The sequence below is a fragment of the Ligilactobacillus sp. MP3 genome (genome assembly GCF_024436335.1).
Taxonomy (GTDB): Bacteria; Bacillota; Bacilli; order Lactobacillales; family Lactobacillaceae; genus Ligilactobacillus; species Ligilactobacillus salivarius.
The window spans coordinates 69,605-86,626 of the sequence record NZ_JANFQI010000003.1; the positions used below are offsets into that span (position 1 = coordinate 69,605).

At 33.7% G+C, this 17,022-nt stretch carries 15 protein-coding genes and 1 other annotated feature; of the genes, 11 read left to right on the plus strand and 4 right to left on the minus strand.

What is annotated here, in order from left to right; all coding sequences use genetic code 11:
• Positions 1 to 13: 13 nt before the first annotated feature.
• Positions 14 to 328 (minus strand): metalloregulator ArsR/SmtB family transcription factor, encoded by a 315-nt coding sequence (locus NOU10_RS03280; protein WP_003704272.1) that lies wholly within the window; start codon positions 326 to 328, stop codon positions 14 to 16.
• Between the two features lie 149 nt (positions 329 to 477).
• Here NOU10_RS03280 and NOU10_RS03285 point away from each other — a divergent pair, with 149 nt between their 5' ends.
• The gene (locus NOU10_RS03285; protein WP_255905977.1) at positions 478 to 2,409 is read left to right on the plus strand and encodes a heavy metal translocating P-type ATPase; all 1,932 of its coding nucleotides are present in this window, start codon (positions 478 to 480) and stop codon (positions 2,407 to 2,409) included.
• A 52-nt stretch (positions 2,410 to 2,461) separates the two neighbouring features.
• Here the strand turns inward: NOU10_RS03285 and NOU10_RS03290 are convergent, their stop codons facing one another.
• Positions 2,462 to 3,064, minus strand: a complete 603-nt coding sequence (locus tag NOU10_RS03290; protein WP_003701011.1) for a nitroreductase family protein — start codon at positions 3,062 to 3,064, stop codon at positions 2,462 to 2,464.
• A 368-nt stretch (positions 3,065 to 3,432) separates the two neighbouring features.
• On the opposite strand from NOU10_RS03290, the gene NOU10_RS03295 reads away from it, so the two are divergent.
• A complete protein-coding gene (locus NOU10_RS03295; RefSeq protein WP_223688697.1) occupies positions 3,433 to 4,263 on the plus strand; it encodes a DNA/RNA non-specific endonuclease in 831 nt (276 codons plus the stop codon).
• A 54-nt stretch (positions 4,264 to 4,317) separates the two neighbouring features.
• Here the strand turns inward: NOU10_RS03295 and NOU10_RS03300 are convergent, their stop codons facing one another.
• Positions 4,318 to 4,584 (minus strand): hypothetical protein, encoded by a 267-nt coding sequence (locus tag NOU10_RS03300; protein WP_003701014.1) that lies wholly within the window; start codon positions 4,582 to 4,584, stop codon positions 4,318 to 4,320.
• 161 nt (positions 4,585 to 4,745) lie between these two features.
• Positions 4,746 to 4,995 (plus strand) — a binding site (T-box leader).
• Between the two features lie 127 nt (positions 4,996 to 5,122).
• Between NOU10_RS03300 and brnQ the strand changes: the two genes are divergently transcribed.
• Entirely contained in the window at positions 5,123 to 6,505 is a 1,383-nt protein-coding gene (gene brnQ / locus NOU10_RS03305) for a branched-chain amino acid transport system II carrier protein (RefSeq protein WP_223688696.1), read from the plus strand.
• 145 nt (positions 6,506 to 6,650) lie between these two features.
• Positions 6,651 to 7,175 carry a dihydroxyacetone kinase transcriptional activator DhaS gene (dhaS, locus tag NOU10_RS03310; RefSeq protein ID WP_003704309.1) on the plus strand — a complete coding sequence of 175 codons (525 nt, stop codon included), beginning with the start codon at positions 6,651 to 6,653 and terminating at the stop codon, positions 7,173 to 7,175.
• Here dhaS and NOU10_RS03315 read toward each other — a convergent pair whose 3' ends face one another.
• Positions 7,176 to 8,132, minus strand: coding sequence for a DhaKLM operon coactivator DhaQ (locus tag NOU10_RS03315; RefSeq protein ID WP_223657225.1), 957 nt, complete (start codon positions 8,130 to 8,132; stop codon positions 7,176 to 7,178).
• A 144-nt stretch (positions 8,133 to 8,276) separates the two neighbouring features.
• Between NOU10_RS03315 and dhaK the strand changes: the two genes are divergently transcribed.
• The 7 genes from dhaK to glmS all read left to right on the plus strand — a co-directional run bounded on the left by dhaK (position 8,277) and on the right by glmS (position 16,982).
• On the plus strand, positions 8,277 to 9,272 hold the full coding sequence (gene dhaK, locus NOU10_RS03320) for a dihydroxyacetone kinase subunit DhaK (RefSeq protein ID WP_081538339.1): 996 nt from the start codon (positions 8,277 to 8,279) through the stop codon (positions 9,270 to 9,272).
• A gap of 28 nt (positions 9,273 to 9,300) precedes the next feature.
• Positions 9,301 to 9,885 (plus strand): dihydroxyacetone kinase subunit DhaL, encoded by a 585-nt coding sequence (gene dhaL, locus NOU10_RS03325; RefSeq protein WP_255905978.1) that lies wholly within the window; start codon positions 9,301 to 9,303, stop codon positions 9,883 to 9,885.
• Complete coding sequence (gene dhaM / locus NOU10_RS03330) at positions 9,885 to 10,253, plus strand: dihydroxyacetone kinase phosphoryl donor subunit DhaM (protein ID WP_003704317.1); 369 nt, start codon at positions 9,885 to 9,887, stop codon at positions 10,251 to 10,253. The genes dhaL and dhaM overlap by 1 nt, the downstream gene beginning before the upstream one ends.
• Positions 10,254 to 10,264: 11 nt before the next feature.
• Positions 10,265 to 10,972, plus strand: coding sequence for an MIP/aquaporin family protein (locus NOU10_RS03335; RefSeq protein ID WP_003701023.1), 708 nt, complete (start codon positions 10,265 to 10,267; stop codon positions 10,970 to 10,972).
• 288 nt (positions 10,973 to 11,260) lie between these two features.
• Complete coding sequence (locus NOU10_RS03340; protein ID WP_255905979.1) at positions 11,261 to 12,850, plus strand: sodium:proton antiporter; 1,590 nt, start codon at positions 11,261 to 11,263, stop codon at positions 12,848 to 12,850.
• A gap of 85 nt (positions 12,851 to 12,935) precedes the next feature.
• A complete protein-coding gene (locus NOU10_RS03345; protein ID WP_255905980.1) occupies positions 12,936 to 15,020 on the plus strand; it encodes a BglG family transcription antiterminator in 2,085 nt (694 codons plus the stop codon).
• A 144-nt stretch (positions 15,021 to 15,164) separates the two neighbouring features.
• Complete coding sequence (gene glmS, locus NOU10_RS03350) at positions 15,165 to 16,982, plus strand: glutamine--fructose-6-phosphate transaminase (isomerizing) (protein ID WP_255905981.1); 1,818 nt, start codon at positions 15,165 to 15,167, stop codon at positions 16,980 to 16,982.
• The last annotated feature ends 40 nt before the right edge of the window (positions 16,983 to 17,022 follow it).

Consider the following 17,022-nt stretch of genomic DNA (forward strand, 5'->3'; position numbering starts at 1 on the left):
CTCAGCACTCTTTTTAAATATCATCTTCACTGATATGTTCTTTGACTTGTTTAAAAATCATAATAATATGTTTATCTGCTAAACTATATAAAATTCTTTGACCATCACGTCGACCAGATACAAGACCTGTTTGACGTAACAGTTTAAGTTGATGAGAGATAGCAGATTGTGAAACTCCAATTTCAGAAGTGATTTCTGAGACTGAAAGTTCACGTTCATATAATAGATACAAAATTTTGTAGCGAGTATAGTCTCCAAATGCTTTAAATATTTGGACACTGCGTTGAGTTTCTTCTTCTGAAGGTAATTTTGCAAAATGTTCTTTCATATAGTTCACCAAAACTAATTCTACCATTACTAGCAAAAAAAGACACGCAAAAAAGTTATAAGCTGGATTGATAGGGAAATGAAAACGTGTTATACTCTAGATGTAAATATATGAGCATATATTCATATTTTAGAAAGTAGGTGTTTATTATGAGCTTAATAAAAAGAATGTCACCAGATGAGAAAAAAGAAAGTGGAGTAATTGCACTTTGCTTAATGCTTTTGATTCTCGCTCATTTTATACCGAAAAATATAACGATAGTTCTGTACATAGTAACTTATATTATTTCAGCTTATCCAATTTTAAAAGAAGCGATAGAAAATATACTTCATGGTAAGTGGTTTGACGAGAATTTTTTGATGTCGGTAGCTACAGTTGGGGCTTTAGCGATTGGACAATTTTCTGAAGCTATTGCAGTTATGTTATTTTATCGTGTAGGTGAAATATTTGAAGATTTAGCGATAGAAAATTCTAAAAAATCAATAACTAACTTACTAGATATTCGACCTGAATATGCTAATTTAGAATTGAATGGTAAATTACAGCAAGTTAAGCCAGAGTTATTAAACAAGGGTGACATAATCATTGTTAATCCAGGAGAGAAAATAGCGATTGATGGAGTTGTTGAATCTGGAGAGGCATATTTAAATACTGCAGCTCTAACTGGTGAAACAAAACCCTTGTTAGTTACTAAGGATAGTCAGGTTTTAGGTGGAATGATTGTTGAAAATAGTGCCCTTAGGATAAGAGTAAGTAAAGAGTATAAAGATTCTACCGTAACAAAGATTTTAGAATTAGTACAAAATGCTAGTGAAAAAAAGACAAAGACAGAGAATTTTATTACTAAATTTTCTCAGATATATACTCCAGTAATAGTAATATCTGCGATCATGTTAGCTAGCATCCCACCATTATTTTTAGGACAAGAATTCCAAGTATGGCTATATCGAGCTTTGATTTTTCTAGTTATTTCCTGCCCATGTGCTTTAGTTATCTCAATACCATTAAGTTATTTTGGTGGAATTGGTGCAAGCTCTAGGGCTGGTATCTTAGTTAAAGGAAGCAATTACCTAGAGGCGCTTAGTCAAGCTAAAGCTGTTATTTTCGATAAGACAGGCACTTTAACTAGAGGTGAATTTTTTGTAACTCAAATTATACCTACAAATGGAGTAAGCAAGAAAGAAATCGTAAAATTAGCTGCAATCGCTGAATCATCTTCTCCACACCCAATTGCCCATTCGATTGTTAAAAATTACCCGGGAAATATTGCGCGAGTAAGCAATGTTGAAGAACTAGTAGGTCTAGGTGTTAGAGCTGAATATCAAGGTGATACTATTAGTGTAGGTAATATGAAGCTGATGAATAAGCTTAATATTGATGGAGTATCGACAATAGAAGATACTACTGGAACTGTCGTCTATGTAGCTCTAAATAATGAATATCTTGGTGCAATAGAAGTCTCAGATATGATAAAGACTGATGCTAAAGTAGCTATTCAAGGTCTTAAGAATGTAGGAATAGACAATGTTACTATGCTTACAGGGGATAAAAAGATTGTTGGGGAAAGTGTAGCTGAAAAATTAGCTATCCCTAATGTAAAGACCGAATTATTACCACAAGATAAAGTAACAGAAGTTGAGAAAATCAAATCTGAGATAGGTGATAAAGGTAAAGTGATCTTTGTAGGTGATGGCTTAAATGATACTCCAGTTTTAGCTAGTGCTGATGTGGGAGTTGCAATGGGGGCATTAGGTTCAGATGCGGCAGTTGAAGTAGCAGATGTTGTTTTGATGAAAGATAATCCAACTGCTGTTACCAAAGCAATAAAAATTGCTAGAAAGACAAAGGTAATCGTATGGGAAAATATTATCTTTGCTTTAGTAGTAAAAGCAATTTTCCTTTTGATAGGTGCACTAGGAATAGCGACAATGTGGGAGGCTGTATTTGCTGATGTAGGGGTAACCTTCATAGCTATTTTAAATGCTTTACGTTTATTGAAGATAAAGGAAGAAAATGAAAAAATAAATAAGTATCCACACTCTAAAACAGAAAAGTATAAAGTAGAAGTTAATGAAGCATAAAAAAGCGTTGAGAGTTTTTCTCAACGCTTTTGATATATATAATGACTAACAATTAGTCGATTAACTTGAATTGTTCAGCTTCGTCTAAGAATTCTTTATCACCAGCTGGAGCTTCGATAGAACCGAATGGCATTTGTGCACGTAATGTCCATTCTGCTGGAAGATCAAATTCTTTCTTGATATCATCATCAATTAGTGGGTTATAGTGTTGTAAGCTAGCACCAATACCTTGTTCTGCTAAAGCAGTCCATACAGCTTGTTGAGCACCACCAATACCTTGTTCTGCCCATGTTGCGAAGTTATCAGCATATAATGGGAATGCTTCTTCTAATTCATGAACTTTAGGTGTGTTTGTAAAGTAAAGGATTGTACCAAAACCTGCACGGAAGCTAGCGATTTTTGCTTGAGTATTCTTGAATGCTTCGTCATCATCAACAACTTTACGTAAGTTAGCTTCAACGATGTCCCATACTTTATTTGATTTTTCACCAAATAATACAACAGCTCTTACTGTTTGGCTGTGGAAAGCTGTAGGAGATTGTTGAATAGTTGTTTTTACTAAGTTAAAGATGTCATTTTTATCAGCAGTAACATTTTCACCAATAGCGTAAATTGAGCGACGTTTTTTTTGTAATTCGTTAAATTTTGATTCCATTATTAATTACCTCTTTTTCAATTATGTTGTGTTCAATAAGTACACATATAATATAACAGATTACAAAAAGTAAGTAAATAGAAAATACTAATTTTTTGTAATTAAAATGATTGATTTATTTTTTATAAATATTAAAATTTTATTCAATAAAAGTTCACAAATTCTTCAAAAATAAAAAGTAGTATAAGTGAGTACTCGGTTTAGAGTATGTTTTTTGAAAGCATAGTTCCCAGCTGATGAACTGGGAATAACCCTTAAATATATTTCCTTTTTCTCCGCAGTTTCCCTAGCTGTGGAGTTTTTTTATGCTTTAAATAATCTAAAAAGTATTGTAAAATTTATTTAGAATATGTGTTCGGAGGGTTAAAATGGCAAGAAAAAAGAAAAATAAATCAAATAAATTTATGAGATGGTTAGCTACCGTTGCTGTAGGGGTTGCTTTAGCAGCAGTAGGGGTTAATACAAATCATATTAGTACACCATTTAATAATGAGGTTGCAAGTAGTAGTACATATAACAAAAAGGATTACACTCCTACTGAGGAACAAGCAAGTGTAGTATTAACAGATAATGTACGCCAACAATTAGGTGGTAATTTAAGCTTTAATGGGGCAGGAGCTTTCATTGTAAATAATAATAAGACTAACTTAAATACAAAAGTTTCTAGTGCACCATATGCTGTTAATGAGGTTGATTCATTGAATCGACCAACCGTTGCGAATGCTTGGCTAAATAGAACTAGTCGTCAATATAAAAATCGTCAAGCTACAGGAAATGGACGTACAAGTTGGAAGCCACAAGGATTTAGACAGGTACAAAACCTGCCAGGTAGATTCAAGCATGCTTATGATAGAGGACATTTATTAGCATATGCCCTTGTGGGAAATGTTAGAGGGTTTGATGCTTCTGAGTCTAATGAAAAGAATATAGCTACTCAAACTGCATGGGCTAATGAATCAGCTTCTAAGGATTCTACCGGACAAAATTACTACGAAGGATTGGTAAGAAAAACTTTAGATAGAAACAAGCAGGTTCGTTATCGTGTGACAGATGTCTATGATGGTAATAATCTAGTGCCAGCAGGAGCACATTTGGAAGCTAAATCATCAGATGGTTCGCTAGAATTTAATGTATTTGTGCCTAATGTACAAACTAACATAAATATTAATTATGCTACAGGACAAGCTACTAGAAAATAAAAAAATGGTAAATCGATTTTTGATTTACCATTTTTATTTTTTGAAAAATTTAAATTAATTAACACCTGAAATAACAAAAAACTTAATAATAGAAATAAAGACCAAAAATAATTGTAAAATAAAGTCTATTTTATTAAAAATATTTTTGTCTGAAGTTGATTCATAAAAATGAAAATGGAACATCAACATAACCAATGAAGCAAACGCCAGTCCACCCAAATGAATTAGGTTGGAATCGATAATTGTCCAAATAAACAACAAAATTGTAACTACAAAGACAACGATTTTTGGAGTAGTAGTTGGATAATAAGAATTTTTCATGATAAATCAACCTCCCTGAATATAAGCTCCAACCATAGTATAACACGCTTTCAGTAAGAAAATTAAATGAGAGCTATTATATTGGAGTTAAAAAAATCGAAAAATGTGTTGACAAATGATTATAGTATGATTAGAATACAAAGCATAGAGATTAAATATAAAAGAACGCAATGAGAAAGAAGAGTAATTTGTTTGCCCTTTAAGCGAGCTTCGTTTGGTGAGAGGAAGTAAGACAGTAAGCAGATGAAAATCACTTTCGAGTGTTGTACCGAAATCTTAGTGAGAGTAAGGTGCATTGGGAACACCCATTACAGTGTTAGCGTATCGCCTAGACGTAGGCCGTACGTGAAAGGTAGCTGCAGCGATGTAGCTATAAATGCAGGGTGGTACCACGCGATAGGCGTCCTTGAATCGAGTAGTCGATTTAGGGGCGTCTATTTTTTTATTGCGTGCAAACTGAGAGTAACCAATCCGGAAGGTGCTTAATTAGTTGCTATATTTTTTCTAATAAATGAGAATTTGATGAGGATATGATTTTATGGAGAAATTAGTAGAAAGAAAATTAACTAAAAAAGATTATTTTGTCGTTAGTTCGTTGCTATTTGCATTATTTTTCGGAGCTGGGAACTTAATTTTCCCACTACATTTAGGACAATTGGCAGGTCATAATTGGTTTCCTGCTACACTAGGATTTTTAGTAACAGGTGTTTTGTTACCATTGCTATCAGTTCTAGCTATCGCAATCACACGTTCTAAAGGTGTTTATGATGTAGGTTTACCACTAGGCCCAACTTTTGCTTTAGTATTTATGGTATTAATTCATGCTACAATCGGACCATTATTTGGTACTCCAAGAACAGCTACTGTTTCATTTACGGTTGGTTTGGCACCATTAGTTCCACAACAATATCAACAGGTAGCATTATTTGGTTTCTCTGCATTATTCTTTTTAGCAGCATTTTTATTATCATATAAAGAAAATAACATCGCATCTAATTTAGGTAAGGTTTTAAATCCAGTATTTTTGGTATTATTATTCTTAGTATTCTTGGTATCATTCTTAAAACCAATGGGTAGTGTTTCTCAAGCAGCACCTACTGCACAATATCTACATGGTGCATTTACTAATGGATTTTTAGAAGGTTATAACACAATGGATGCTTTGGCAGGTTTAGCTTTTGGTGTTACTGTTGTTACAGCCGTTCGTACAATGGGTAAAAAACGTGAAAAGAGTGTTGCTGCCGTTACTGCTAAAGCTGGTTTCTTCTCAATGAGTGCAGTTGCAGTAATCTACTTACTTCTAATTGTTGTAGGCGCAATGTCATTAGGTAGATTTAAATTATCCGCTGATGGTGGTGTAGCATTTTCTCAAATCGTTAATGCTTATGCAGGTTCATTTGGTCAAGCTGTATTGGCTACATTAATCACAGTTACATGTTTAACAACAGCGGTAGGTTTGGTTGCAGCTTTTGCTCAAGATTTCCATGCACATTTTCCAAAGGTTAGTTATCACACATGGTTGGCATTATCATGCTTAGCATCATTCTTAACAGCTAACTTTGGATTAGAACAAATCATCGCTTGGTCAACTCCAATGTTAATGTTCTTATATCCATTATCAATGGTATTGATCTTATTATCTGTATTTTCACCTTTATTCAAGCGTGATGGTGCAGTATACTTCATGGTAGTTCTATTTACTGTAGTTCCAGCATTCTTTGATATGGTAGTTGCATTCCCAGCAGTTGTTAGTCAAAGCGCATTTGGTAAAGCAGTTGCAGCATTTAGATTGCATTACTTACCATTAGCTAGCATCGGATTATCATGGGTAGTTCCAGCATTAGTTGGATTAGTATTAGGATTAGGAGTTTACTTCTATAAGAAAGCTAGAGTATCTGTAGGAGTAACTGAAAAAGAATAGGTTATAAATGTTAAAATATCGAAGTGCGTGTAGTGTATGCTATACGCACTTTTTGCGTTGTCTAGAATTATATTGGGAATTTTGTTATTATTTTATATAAAAGATATTTGATTTTATTTGGATTTGTTTAGATGAGGTGGCAAATATGAGCTATATATTACAAAAGAAAATTGCTAATACTTTTCGTGAACAGATAATGAAAAAAGGTTTTAATCATGTTTCAGTAAGTTCCTTAATGAGAATATTAGATATCAGACGTCAAACTTTTTACGATAGCTTTCAAGACAAATATGATTTGTTAGAGTGGCAATTAAATGACACTTTAGAAGAAACGATTGATAATAATATTGACTACCTTCATTGGAAGGAAATCTTAAAGTTGTTTATTTACGAAATAGATGCTCATAAACGCTACTACTATGAATGCTTGACGGTACAAACCGAGGTTAATGTGGCAGATATTTTTGCGACACATTTGGTAGTATTATTAGCTCATGTACTAGAAAGACAGGAACTTATCTCAAATAAAAAAGCACAGGATAATATGTGGATCCTATGCTTAGGTATATCTACAACTATAATTCATAATGTTACGACACCCAATCCAGTAGATTATGAGTTAATTGTAAAACAAGCAATTAATGCAATTGAATATTCTTTTGAGAGTTAATTACCAAGCTGGAACATTAACGGGAGCTTGTAAGGCATGAAGCCAGTCGGTATCTTCAACTTTTAATAATGATAGAGAAATCCCGTTAATTCCATAAGATGAAAGAAAAGTTCCAACCTTATCGAATGCAATATTGATGTTATCTAAAGCCAATAAAGAACAAACATCATTATTAAAAATCAAATTTTCAATAGGTGTAGTACCACCTAGAGAATTGATTAGAACAACGAATGTATCACCCTTGTACCATTGGAAATTTAAGCGCAATTTAGCTATCAACTCTCTAGCAAGTAATTCAGAAGACTTAAATTCTTCTTTTCGATAGCCAGGTTCACCGTGAATACTAATTCCGTAGTATATTTCATTATCTTTTAGGTTAAAATTATCTCCAGAAAAAGCCACACCAATAGTTTTTAGGTTCTCTGTTAAATGCTGGCCAATCATTTCAAGAGTATCAATATTAGATCCTTTTTGGGCATAGTAGCCGAGAATTTTATGAATTAGGACAGTTCCAGCTACGCCACGCCGTCTTTTTTCAAAAGATGAATCTACCGAAACATCATCTCTAACAATAACCATTCCAATTTGCCAACCTTTATCTTCTAAAGTTACTTTAGCTTGAGTAAAAGCAGCAACATCTTTGGGAAAGTTTTTAACAATATAAAAAGCTTTTTTAAGTTTAGTTGTTTTTTTAGTAACTGTAATTATTTCTTCTGGAGTAGGTGGTTCAAATAATTCTCCAGTAATTGAAGCACTTAGCATCCCAGACCCAACAAATCCCCAGTGAGCAGGCTCATGACCAGCACCACCACCTGAAACTAAAGGAATGTGTTCATCATTAAAATTTCTATCTATAAATCCAAATATCCCTGAGACTTGCTTGAGAGCGGGGTAAGCAAGCTTGATACCTTGGATTGTATTTTCTAAAGAAATATCATGTGTGTTTGTTAATCTCATATTATCACTTCCATACTATTAGTATAATAATACCTTATAGGATGAAGTAACGGACAGTTTTCAATTATTGTCCACTATAATTGAAAGCGGTTATATTATACAATCAAGTTGTAAATAATCATAGTTCGACATGGAGGTATAGTTATGAAGAAAATTATCAATAATCCAGCAGATGTTGTTCCAGAAATGGTTAACGGAATGGTTCGTTTATATCCACAATATATTGAAAAGATTGATGGTACTGAAGTAATGGTGCGTAGTGACAAAGAATCTATGCAAGGTAAAGTAGGTATTGTCAGTGGTGGTGGTAGTGGACATGAACCATCACATGCAGGATTCGTAGGTAAAGGTATGTTAAGTGCAGCAGTTGCAGGACAAGTATTTACCTCTCCAACACCTGATCAAATATACGAAGCAATCAAGGCTGTTGATAGTGGCAAAGGTGTATTTTTAGTTATTAAAAATTATTCTGGTGATGTAATGAACTTTGATATGGCAAAAGATATGGCAGAAATGGATGATATTGAAGTTAAATCAATCATTGTCAATGATGATATTGCCGTAGAAAATAGTTTGTATACACAAGGTCGCCGTGGTGTAGCCGGAACCGTATTAATGCATAAAATCTTAGGTGCGGCAGCAGATCAAGGTGCAAGTTTAGATGAAATAGAAGAACTAGCTAAGAAAGTATTACCTAATTTAAAGACTATTGGTGTAGCTTTATCAGCTGCAACAGTTCCAGAAGTTGGTAAACCAGGATTTAAACTAGCCGAAGATGAAATTGAATATGGGGTAGGAATTCATAGTGAACCTGGCTATAGAAGAGAAAAGATTAAGCCATCTAAAGAATTAGTAGCAGAATTAATTAAAAAACTTGATGAAGAACTTCATTTGAATAAGGATAAAAAATATGCTGTTTTAATTAATGGTATGGGTGCAACTCCATTAATGGAACAATATATATTTGGCAACGATGTGCTAGATGCATTGGAAGCAAAAGGTGTTAAACCAGTATTTACGAAAGCTGGAAATTATATGACATCAATTGAAATGGCTGGTATTTCCTTAACAATATTTGAATTAGCTGAAGATAAGTGGTTAGATTATTTGAATTATCCAGTAGAAACAATTGCATGGTAAAAAGCTTAGGTAGGGAAGGAAGATTGAAATGTCAGTAACTAAAGAAAACTTAGAAAAATGGTTAGAAATATTTGGTGATTTAATTGAAACTAACAAGGCATATCTTAGTGATTTAGATACACCAATTGGAGATGGAGATCATGGTAATAACATGGCTCGTGGTATGGCTGCAGTCAAAGAAACTTTAGCAAGTAAGCAACCAGAAGATATTGTTGGAGTATTTAAAATTACAGCGATGTCCTTGATTAGTAAGGTTGGTGGAGCTTCTGGTCCTTTATATGGAACTGCATTTTTAGAAATGGCTAAAGCTAGTGCTAAAACAGATGATTTAGCAGAATTAATGGAATTAGCTTTAGCCGGAATTAAGAAACGTGGTGGAGCTGAAGCTGGAGATAAGACAATGGTGGATGTTTGGACAGCATTAGTACCAAAATTGAAAGATAATAGTCTAACTCAAGTAGATATTGACGCAGCAGTTGAATCTACAAAGGATATGGTTGCCAAGAAAGGTCGTGCTTCTTACTTAGGTGAACGTTCAGTTGGACATTTAGACCCAGGTGCTGTATCAAGTGGCTACCTATTTACAGCCCTTTTAGAAGCGGGGGTTATGTAATGAGTTTAGGAATTACAATTGTTTCTCACGTTTATGAAGTTGCTAATGGATTACCAAGATTGTTGACTCAGGTAGCTAAGGATGTTCCTATTACAACAGCTGGTGGAACTGAAGATAATGATGTTGGGACAAGTATGGAAAAAATCATGAATGCTTTTGAAGAAAATGATGCTGATGAAATTTTAGCTTTCTATGATTTAGGAAGTGCAAAAATGAACTTAGAGATGGCGATCGAAATGACAGATAAAAAAGTTCATCTCTATGATGTTGCTTTAATCGAAGGAGCATATACAGCAGCAACACTTCTTGAAGCAGGAGTAGATTTACAGGAAGTAGAAAAGCAGTTAGAACCACTAAAAATTAAATAGAGGTGAGTACTATGAACGGATTTATTGGTGAATTTCTTGGTACGATGATTTTAATCGTTCTAGGTGTAGGTACCGGCGCCGGCATAAATCTTAAGACGTCATATGCACGTAATGCTGGTTGGTTGTTCGTAACTCTAGCATGGGGTATGGCCGTAACGTTCGGTGTTTATGTAGCTGGTAGTTTTGGAGCCCAAGGACATTTGAATCCAGCGGTAACAATCGGATTTGCTCTTTTTGGTTTCTTCCCTTGGAGCCAAGTTTTACCATATTTATTAGGACAATTTTTAGGTGCTTTTGTTGGTGCAGTTTTAGTAATCATTCAATATGGAGCACAATTCAAGAATGCTAAGAATACTAGCGATGGTAACGTAGTTGGAATTTTTGCAACTGGTCCAGCTATCGATAATGGTTTGTACAATTTCTTGAGTGAAACAATCGCAACTTTCGTATTTATCTTTACATTATTAAATCTTGGCGACTTTACAAAAGGATTGAAACCATTAATTGTTGGTTTATTAATTATGGTAGTTGGTCAAGCTTTGGGTGGAACAACAGGTTTCGCTTTGAATCCAGCTCGTGACTGGGCTCCAAGATTTGCTTATACAGTATTGCCAGTACCTAATAAAAGTAATGCAAATTGGGGCTATGCATGGGTACCAATGTTAGGTCCAATTGTTGGGGGTATCTTAGCTGCTGGCTTACAATATTTATTAGTATAAAATTTCAATTGCTTGAAATAGAGAATAGTTGAAGATTAGCTTTCAAACAGGCATAATCTTCAACTATTTTAATTTTATCCTGGACTTACAGAAAAACGTTTTATGTTATAATAGTGTCAGAATAAAGATAACTATGTTGAACACAGATAGAGTCAGCCAACTCTAAAAGTCGTGCAACATTGTAGAATTGAGGGCGGTTTTAATTTACCGCTCTTTTTTATTTACTTAATTCATACAAATTTTTTATATTTTATGCTAGAATTAATTTATAGATAACACAAGGAAGGGATGATAGATAGTTTGGAGATAATAATTTTATTATTTGAATTGGTATTTTTTGCTGTTATCAGCATTATAATTGCTGAGATGTTTGCTAAGGTATCAATGAATTACGTTAGTCTAATTATGGGAGCGGTTTTAGGATTACTTCCTGTAACGACTTATGATATCCGTTCATTTAATCCGGAAGTTTTTATGCTTTTAATCGTAGCACCGCTATTATTCTTTGAAGGGCAAGCTACTTTCCTTAATGTAGTTGGTAAAAGGGTAAAACAAATTTTCCAAGTTACAGTTATCATGGTCTTACTTTGTGCAATCGTAGCCGGATTTAGTAGCTATGCGATTGGTAAGATTGGCTTGCCATTGGCTTTTATCTTAGCTGCAATCAGTACACCAACTGATGCAACAGCCACTCAATCAGTAACTGAAGGACTAAAAATTCCACGTCGCGAAGGATTCTTTTTAAAAATGGAATCATTATTTAATGATGCTTCAGGAATTATTTTATTAAACATGGCCGTTTTATGGTATATCAATGGAAGAATAAACTATCGTGAAACATTGACAGATTTTATTTTATCTGCTGGTGGTGGGATTGTAATTGGTTTTATAATCGCATGGATTATTGTTTTATTCAGGCAAGCACTCCTTAGAAGTTCGTATAATTCTGTAAATGCACAGGTGATTATTTATTTAATGACACCATTTATTATCTATTATCTGGCGGAGGAATTTCATGTTTCTGGGATTATTGCAGTAGTTTGTGCAGGATTGGTGCATAATGCTGAAACTCAACGTAGTCGATTAGCGAATGCTCAAATGGTGTATATGGGTACAAATTTAGTTTCAATCATTACGGAACTTTTTAACAGCATCGTTTTTGTAATTTTAGGAATGATGTTGGTTAATATCATAAAAGATGAGAGTATCACTTATAATTCGTGGATCTGGATAACTTTAGGTGCAATTTTGTACTTATCCAATGTAATTGTACGGTATATATATGGCAGAATTAAATTTAAAATGGATAATCATGCAGGTTGGATTTTTTCTTTAGGTGGTGTGCATGGAGCTGTAACGTTATCCCTAGCATTTACAGTAGCTAAGACTAGTGTTAATAGCCAAGATTTTAGTTTAGTAGTGATGTCTGAAAGTGTACTGATTATTTTAAGTATGATAGTTCCTACTGTTATTTTTAGGTTCATTTTAGATAAAGATGTGTCTGATGAAGATGGTGAAAAGGAATTAGATGAATTAAGAGAAGAAATGATTCAACAAGCAATCACTACTGTGCAGAAAATGTACTTAGCGAAAAATGTAAAACAATCTGTAATTTTTGATTTGAAGTCTCAAAATCAAAATACAAGAACAAGGGATTTTGTCAAAGAATGGCGTAATGCAGTACGTCATCCACAATATACAGAAGCGGAAAAAGAAATGGAAAGACGTGCATTTATTAATGCATTCTATCAAGAACGACAATATTTAGATATGATTTCTCAAAAAGAAGCACGGTATGAAAAATATGTGTATCACTTATATAGTGAAATTCTTTTAGCTGAGTCGATAGTTCTCAATTCGGAATTTGTTGAAGAATAGGGTTACTTTAATAAAATTGTGAGTTAGACTAAATATTAGATAATGTCTAAATTTGTCAAAGTAGCGTGAAAGGACGTTAATTCCTATGATAATTCTTACAAAAAGGCAAAAAGAAATTTTATCGATATTATTACGAATATCAAATGGGACAACGATTAAACAGCTTGAAGAAAGCGTCAATGTTAGTCGAAGAACCATTTATCGTGAATTTAATGAGCTAAAATTGGATTTAGAGCGAAGAGGACTGACAATTTCTAACATTGATGGGAAATATGTACTTCAAGGACAAGAAAGAGATATTGAACAATTGCGTGAAGACATTGGTGATAGTCCTAGTCAACAAGAAATGTCAGTATCTGAAAGGCAAAGTATTTTGGCGGCAATGCTTTTACTAGAAGATGAGCCACAAAAAATTGTTAGTCTGGCGATGTCTCTAAAAGTAAGTGAAGGTACTGTACAACGAGATTTAACGGAAGTAGCCTTGGCACTTGGAAAATATGGGATAACTTTAATTAAGAAAAAAGGTGTAGGCATTTCAGTTAAAGGTACCGAATTTCAAAGACGTCAGGTACTATGTGGTATCTTATTGAGCGAGATCAATGATTATCGTTTCTTTAAGTATATTGGTGACGATCAGGATGTCGGGGGAAACAATTACTTTTTGAGATTATTACCGAAAAAAAGGATTCAATTAGTAACTCAAGCTCTAAACAAAAGCGTATTAAAGAAAATAAATATCAAGTCAGATCACCAATCAATGCAGCTGATATTATTAACAACTATTTGTTTAGAAAGAGCTGCTTCACCTGATAATTTGGGTGAAATTAAAGCTATTGATGGTTCGTTGAAATATCAATCATTGGTTTATCAATTTATGGCTGAGTATTCACAAATAGAACCGTTAAAACTAGATAGAAAAGAAATTATCTATTTAGCTAATCAATTCCAAAGTTGTGATAATGAGAGTTCTCCGACATTTTATGATAATGATCAAGAACTGGCTTTATCACTACAAATAAAGTCTTTCGTTCAAACAGTTTCTGAAAAAATGAAATGGGATTTTCAACGTAATCCGGCATTTTTGAAACGTCTGACAACGCATATTGCTGGTTTAGTAAGTCATCAGGTTGAAAGGTTACCTAATACGAGAATTGAAACTTTAACTAGATTAAGCGAAAGGTATCAAGATTTATTTAATACTATTAAACAAGCGTGGAAAGTTAGTTTTCCAGATGAAAAGTTAGCACAATCTGAACTACAATTATTGCTACTGTATTTCGCTAATGAATATACTAGTCGTCATTATCGAGGAGATTTGAAAGCGCTAGTAATTTGTGAAAATGGGATTGGTACATCATCGATCTTAGGACAGAGATTAAAGCAAGAAATTCCAGAAGTTAAGAAGGTAAAAATTTCTAAAATTGCACAACTTCAAGACCTTGATTTAAGTAGCTATGATTTAATTTTATCTACTTTAAAATTGCCAGGTTTTCCAAGAAAATATCAAATAGTTAGCCCTCTATTATTAGATGATGAGATTAGTAATATTAAAGATTATTTGAAAAAATATCAGGAAAATTATATCAGCAAAGAAACAGAAAATAATAATGTTTATTTGAATAATTCTAAGTTACAACCAGCTAAAAAGTTGAATGGTATTGCGATAGGGGCATTATTCTGTACGGAATTAGTAAATGGAATTGAAGTAATTACATTAAAAAATAAATCTACTGAAAACTTATCTCAAGTAATTAAAGAAATTACAAATAGAATTGGACAAGGAATAGTAAAAGATAAAAGACAAGTAGCTGAAAATTTAAAACGTAGAATAGATTTAGCTCCGATTGGAATTCCTAATAGTAACATGGCCTTGTTACATACTAGCAGCCCGGAAGTTAAACGTTGTTATTTTACCGTAATTGATTTAGACCACTCTCTAAAGATGAAAGCTATGGATCAAACTGAAATTGAAGTTTCAAGGATGTTATTAATGTTAGGACCTGAAAGATTATCAGATATTGAGCAAGATGTAATGGGAATGGTAAGTAGCATGATTGTGATGAGCGATGATACTTTGAAATTATTCGCAACTGGTACAAAAGAAGAGTTACAAAATGCGATTGCTGTAAGGTTCTTACAAGAAATAAAATCAGCTATACCAATTAGATGAAATGATTGTTGACAAGCAATAAATATTAATGTATATTGTAGCTGTTACCTTGATTTATAAGCATTTTCAATGATTTAAAATAAGAAATCAAGGTCTATACCAATTTTGGAAAATAAAGATTTGGATTTGAGAGGTAAATAACATATGTGTGGTATTGTCGGTGTTACTGGTAATAATGATGCAACAAACATTTTATTAGATGGATTACAACAATTAGAATATCGTGGCTATGATTCAGCTGGAATTTACGTAAATGATCAAAATGGTAAGGACTTTTTAGTAAAAGAAAAAGGTCGTATTTCCGATTTACGTGCAGAAGTTGGTGCAGAAGTTAAGGGTTCAACAGGTATCGGTCATACACGTTGGGCTACACATGGGATTCCTAGCAAGGTTAATGCTCATCCTCATGTATCAGCAAATGGCCGTTTCTTCTTAGTACACAATGGTGTGATTGGAAACTTTGCTCAATTACGTGATGAATACTTACAAGATGTAACTTTGGTAAGTAGTACAGATACAGAAGTCATTGTACAATTGATCGGTAAATTCTCTGATGAAGGACTAGACACAGAAGCAGCATTTAAAAAAGTTCTAGGATTAGTTGATGAAAGTTCATCATACTCTTTCTTATTGATGGATAAAGAAGAACCAGATACATTATTTGTTGCTAAGAATAAGAGTCCATTGTTGATTGGTGTTGGCGATGGTTTCAATGTTGTATGTTCAGACGCAATTGCAATGTTGAGTCAAACCCATGACTTCATCGAATTAGTTGATGGTGAAATCGTAATTGTAAAGCCTGATTCAATTACTATCAAGGATCAAGATGGAAATGTTATCAATCGTGAACCATTCCATGTAGATACAGATCCAGCCGCAGCTCAAAAGGGTGCATACCCATACTACATGCTTAAGGAAATTGATGAACAACCTGGTGTAATGCGTAACTTAGTTCAACATTATGTAGCAGAAGATGGTTCTATCAACATCGATAAAGAACTATTGGATGCTTTAGAAAAAGCAGATCGTTTGTATATCGTAGCTGCTGGTACAAGTTACCATGCTGGTTTAGTAGGTAAGGAATTATTTGAAAAATTAGCTAATATTCCAACTGAAGTTCATGTTGCTTCAGAATTTGCTTACAATCCACCATTGTTGTCAGAAAAACCATTCTTCATCTTCTTGACTCAAAGTGGTGAAACAGCTGATAGTCGTCAAGTGCTTACTCAAGTAAATGCACAAGGTTATCCAAGTTTAACAATTACAAACGTACAAAACTCTACTTTGGATCGTGAAGCAACATATACATTGCTACTATATGCAGGTCCAGAAATTGCTGTTGCTTCAACTAAAGCTTATACAGCACAAATTGCTCTAGAAGCTATCTTGGTTAAAGCTTATGGCGAAGCTAAGAACATTGATAAAGTTAAAGAATTCGATGTTGCTGCTGAATTAACTAAAGTAGCTAATGGTATGCAAGAATTAGTTGATGAAAAAGGTACTGTTGAAAAGATTGCTAAGGATATGTTAGCAACAACACGTAATGCTTTCTACATTGGTCGTGGAATTGACTATGATGTAGCTCAAGAAGCAGCTTTGAAATTGAAAGAAGTTTCTTACATTCAAACAGAAGGCTTTGCTTCCGGTGAATTGAAGCACGGTACAATTGCTTTGATTGAAGAAGGTACACCTGTTGTAGCTGTAATTACAGATCCTAAGACAGCTACTCATACACGTAGTAATGCTCAAGAAGTATTAGCTCGTGGTGCTAACGTGCTATTTATTGCTAGTCGCGATGTGGCTCAAGAAGGTGATCAAGTGGTATTACCAGAAGTAACACCATTGTTATCACCATTATTGGCTATTATCCCAGCACAATTATTAGCTTACTACGCATCAATCCAACGTGGATACGATGTTGATAAGCCACGTAACTTAGCTAAGAGTGTTACAGTTGAATAAAAAATAATTTATGCTAATAGTAAAAGAGTTGGAATTGTCC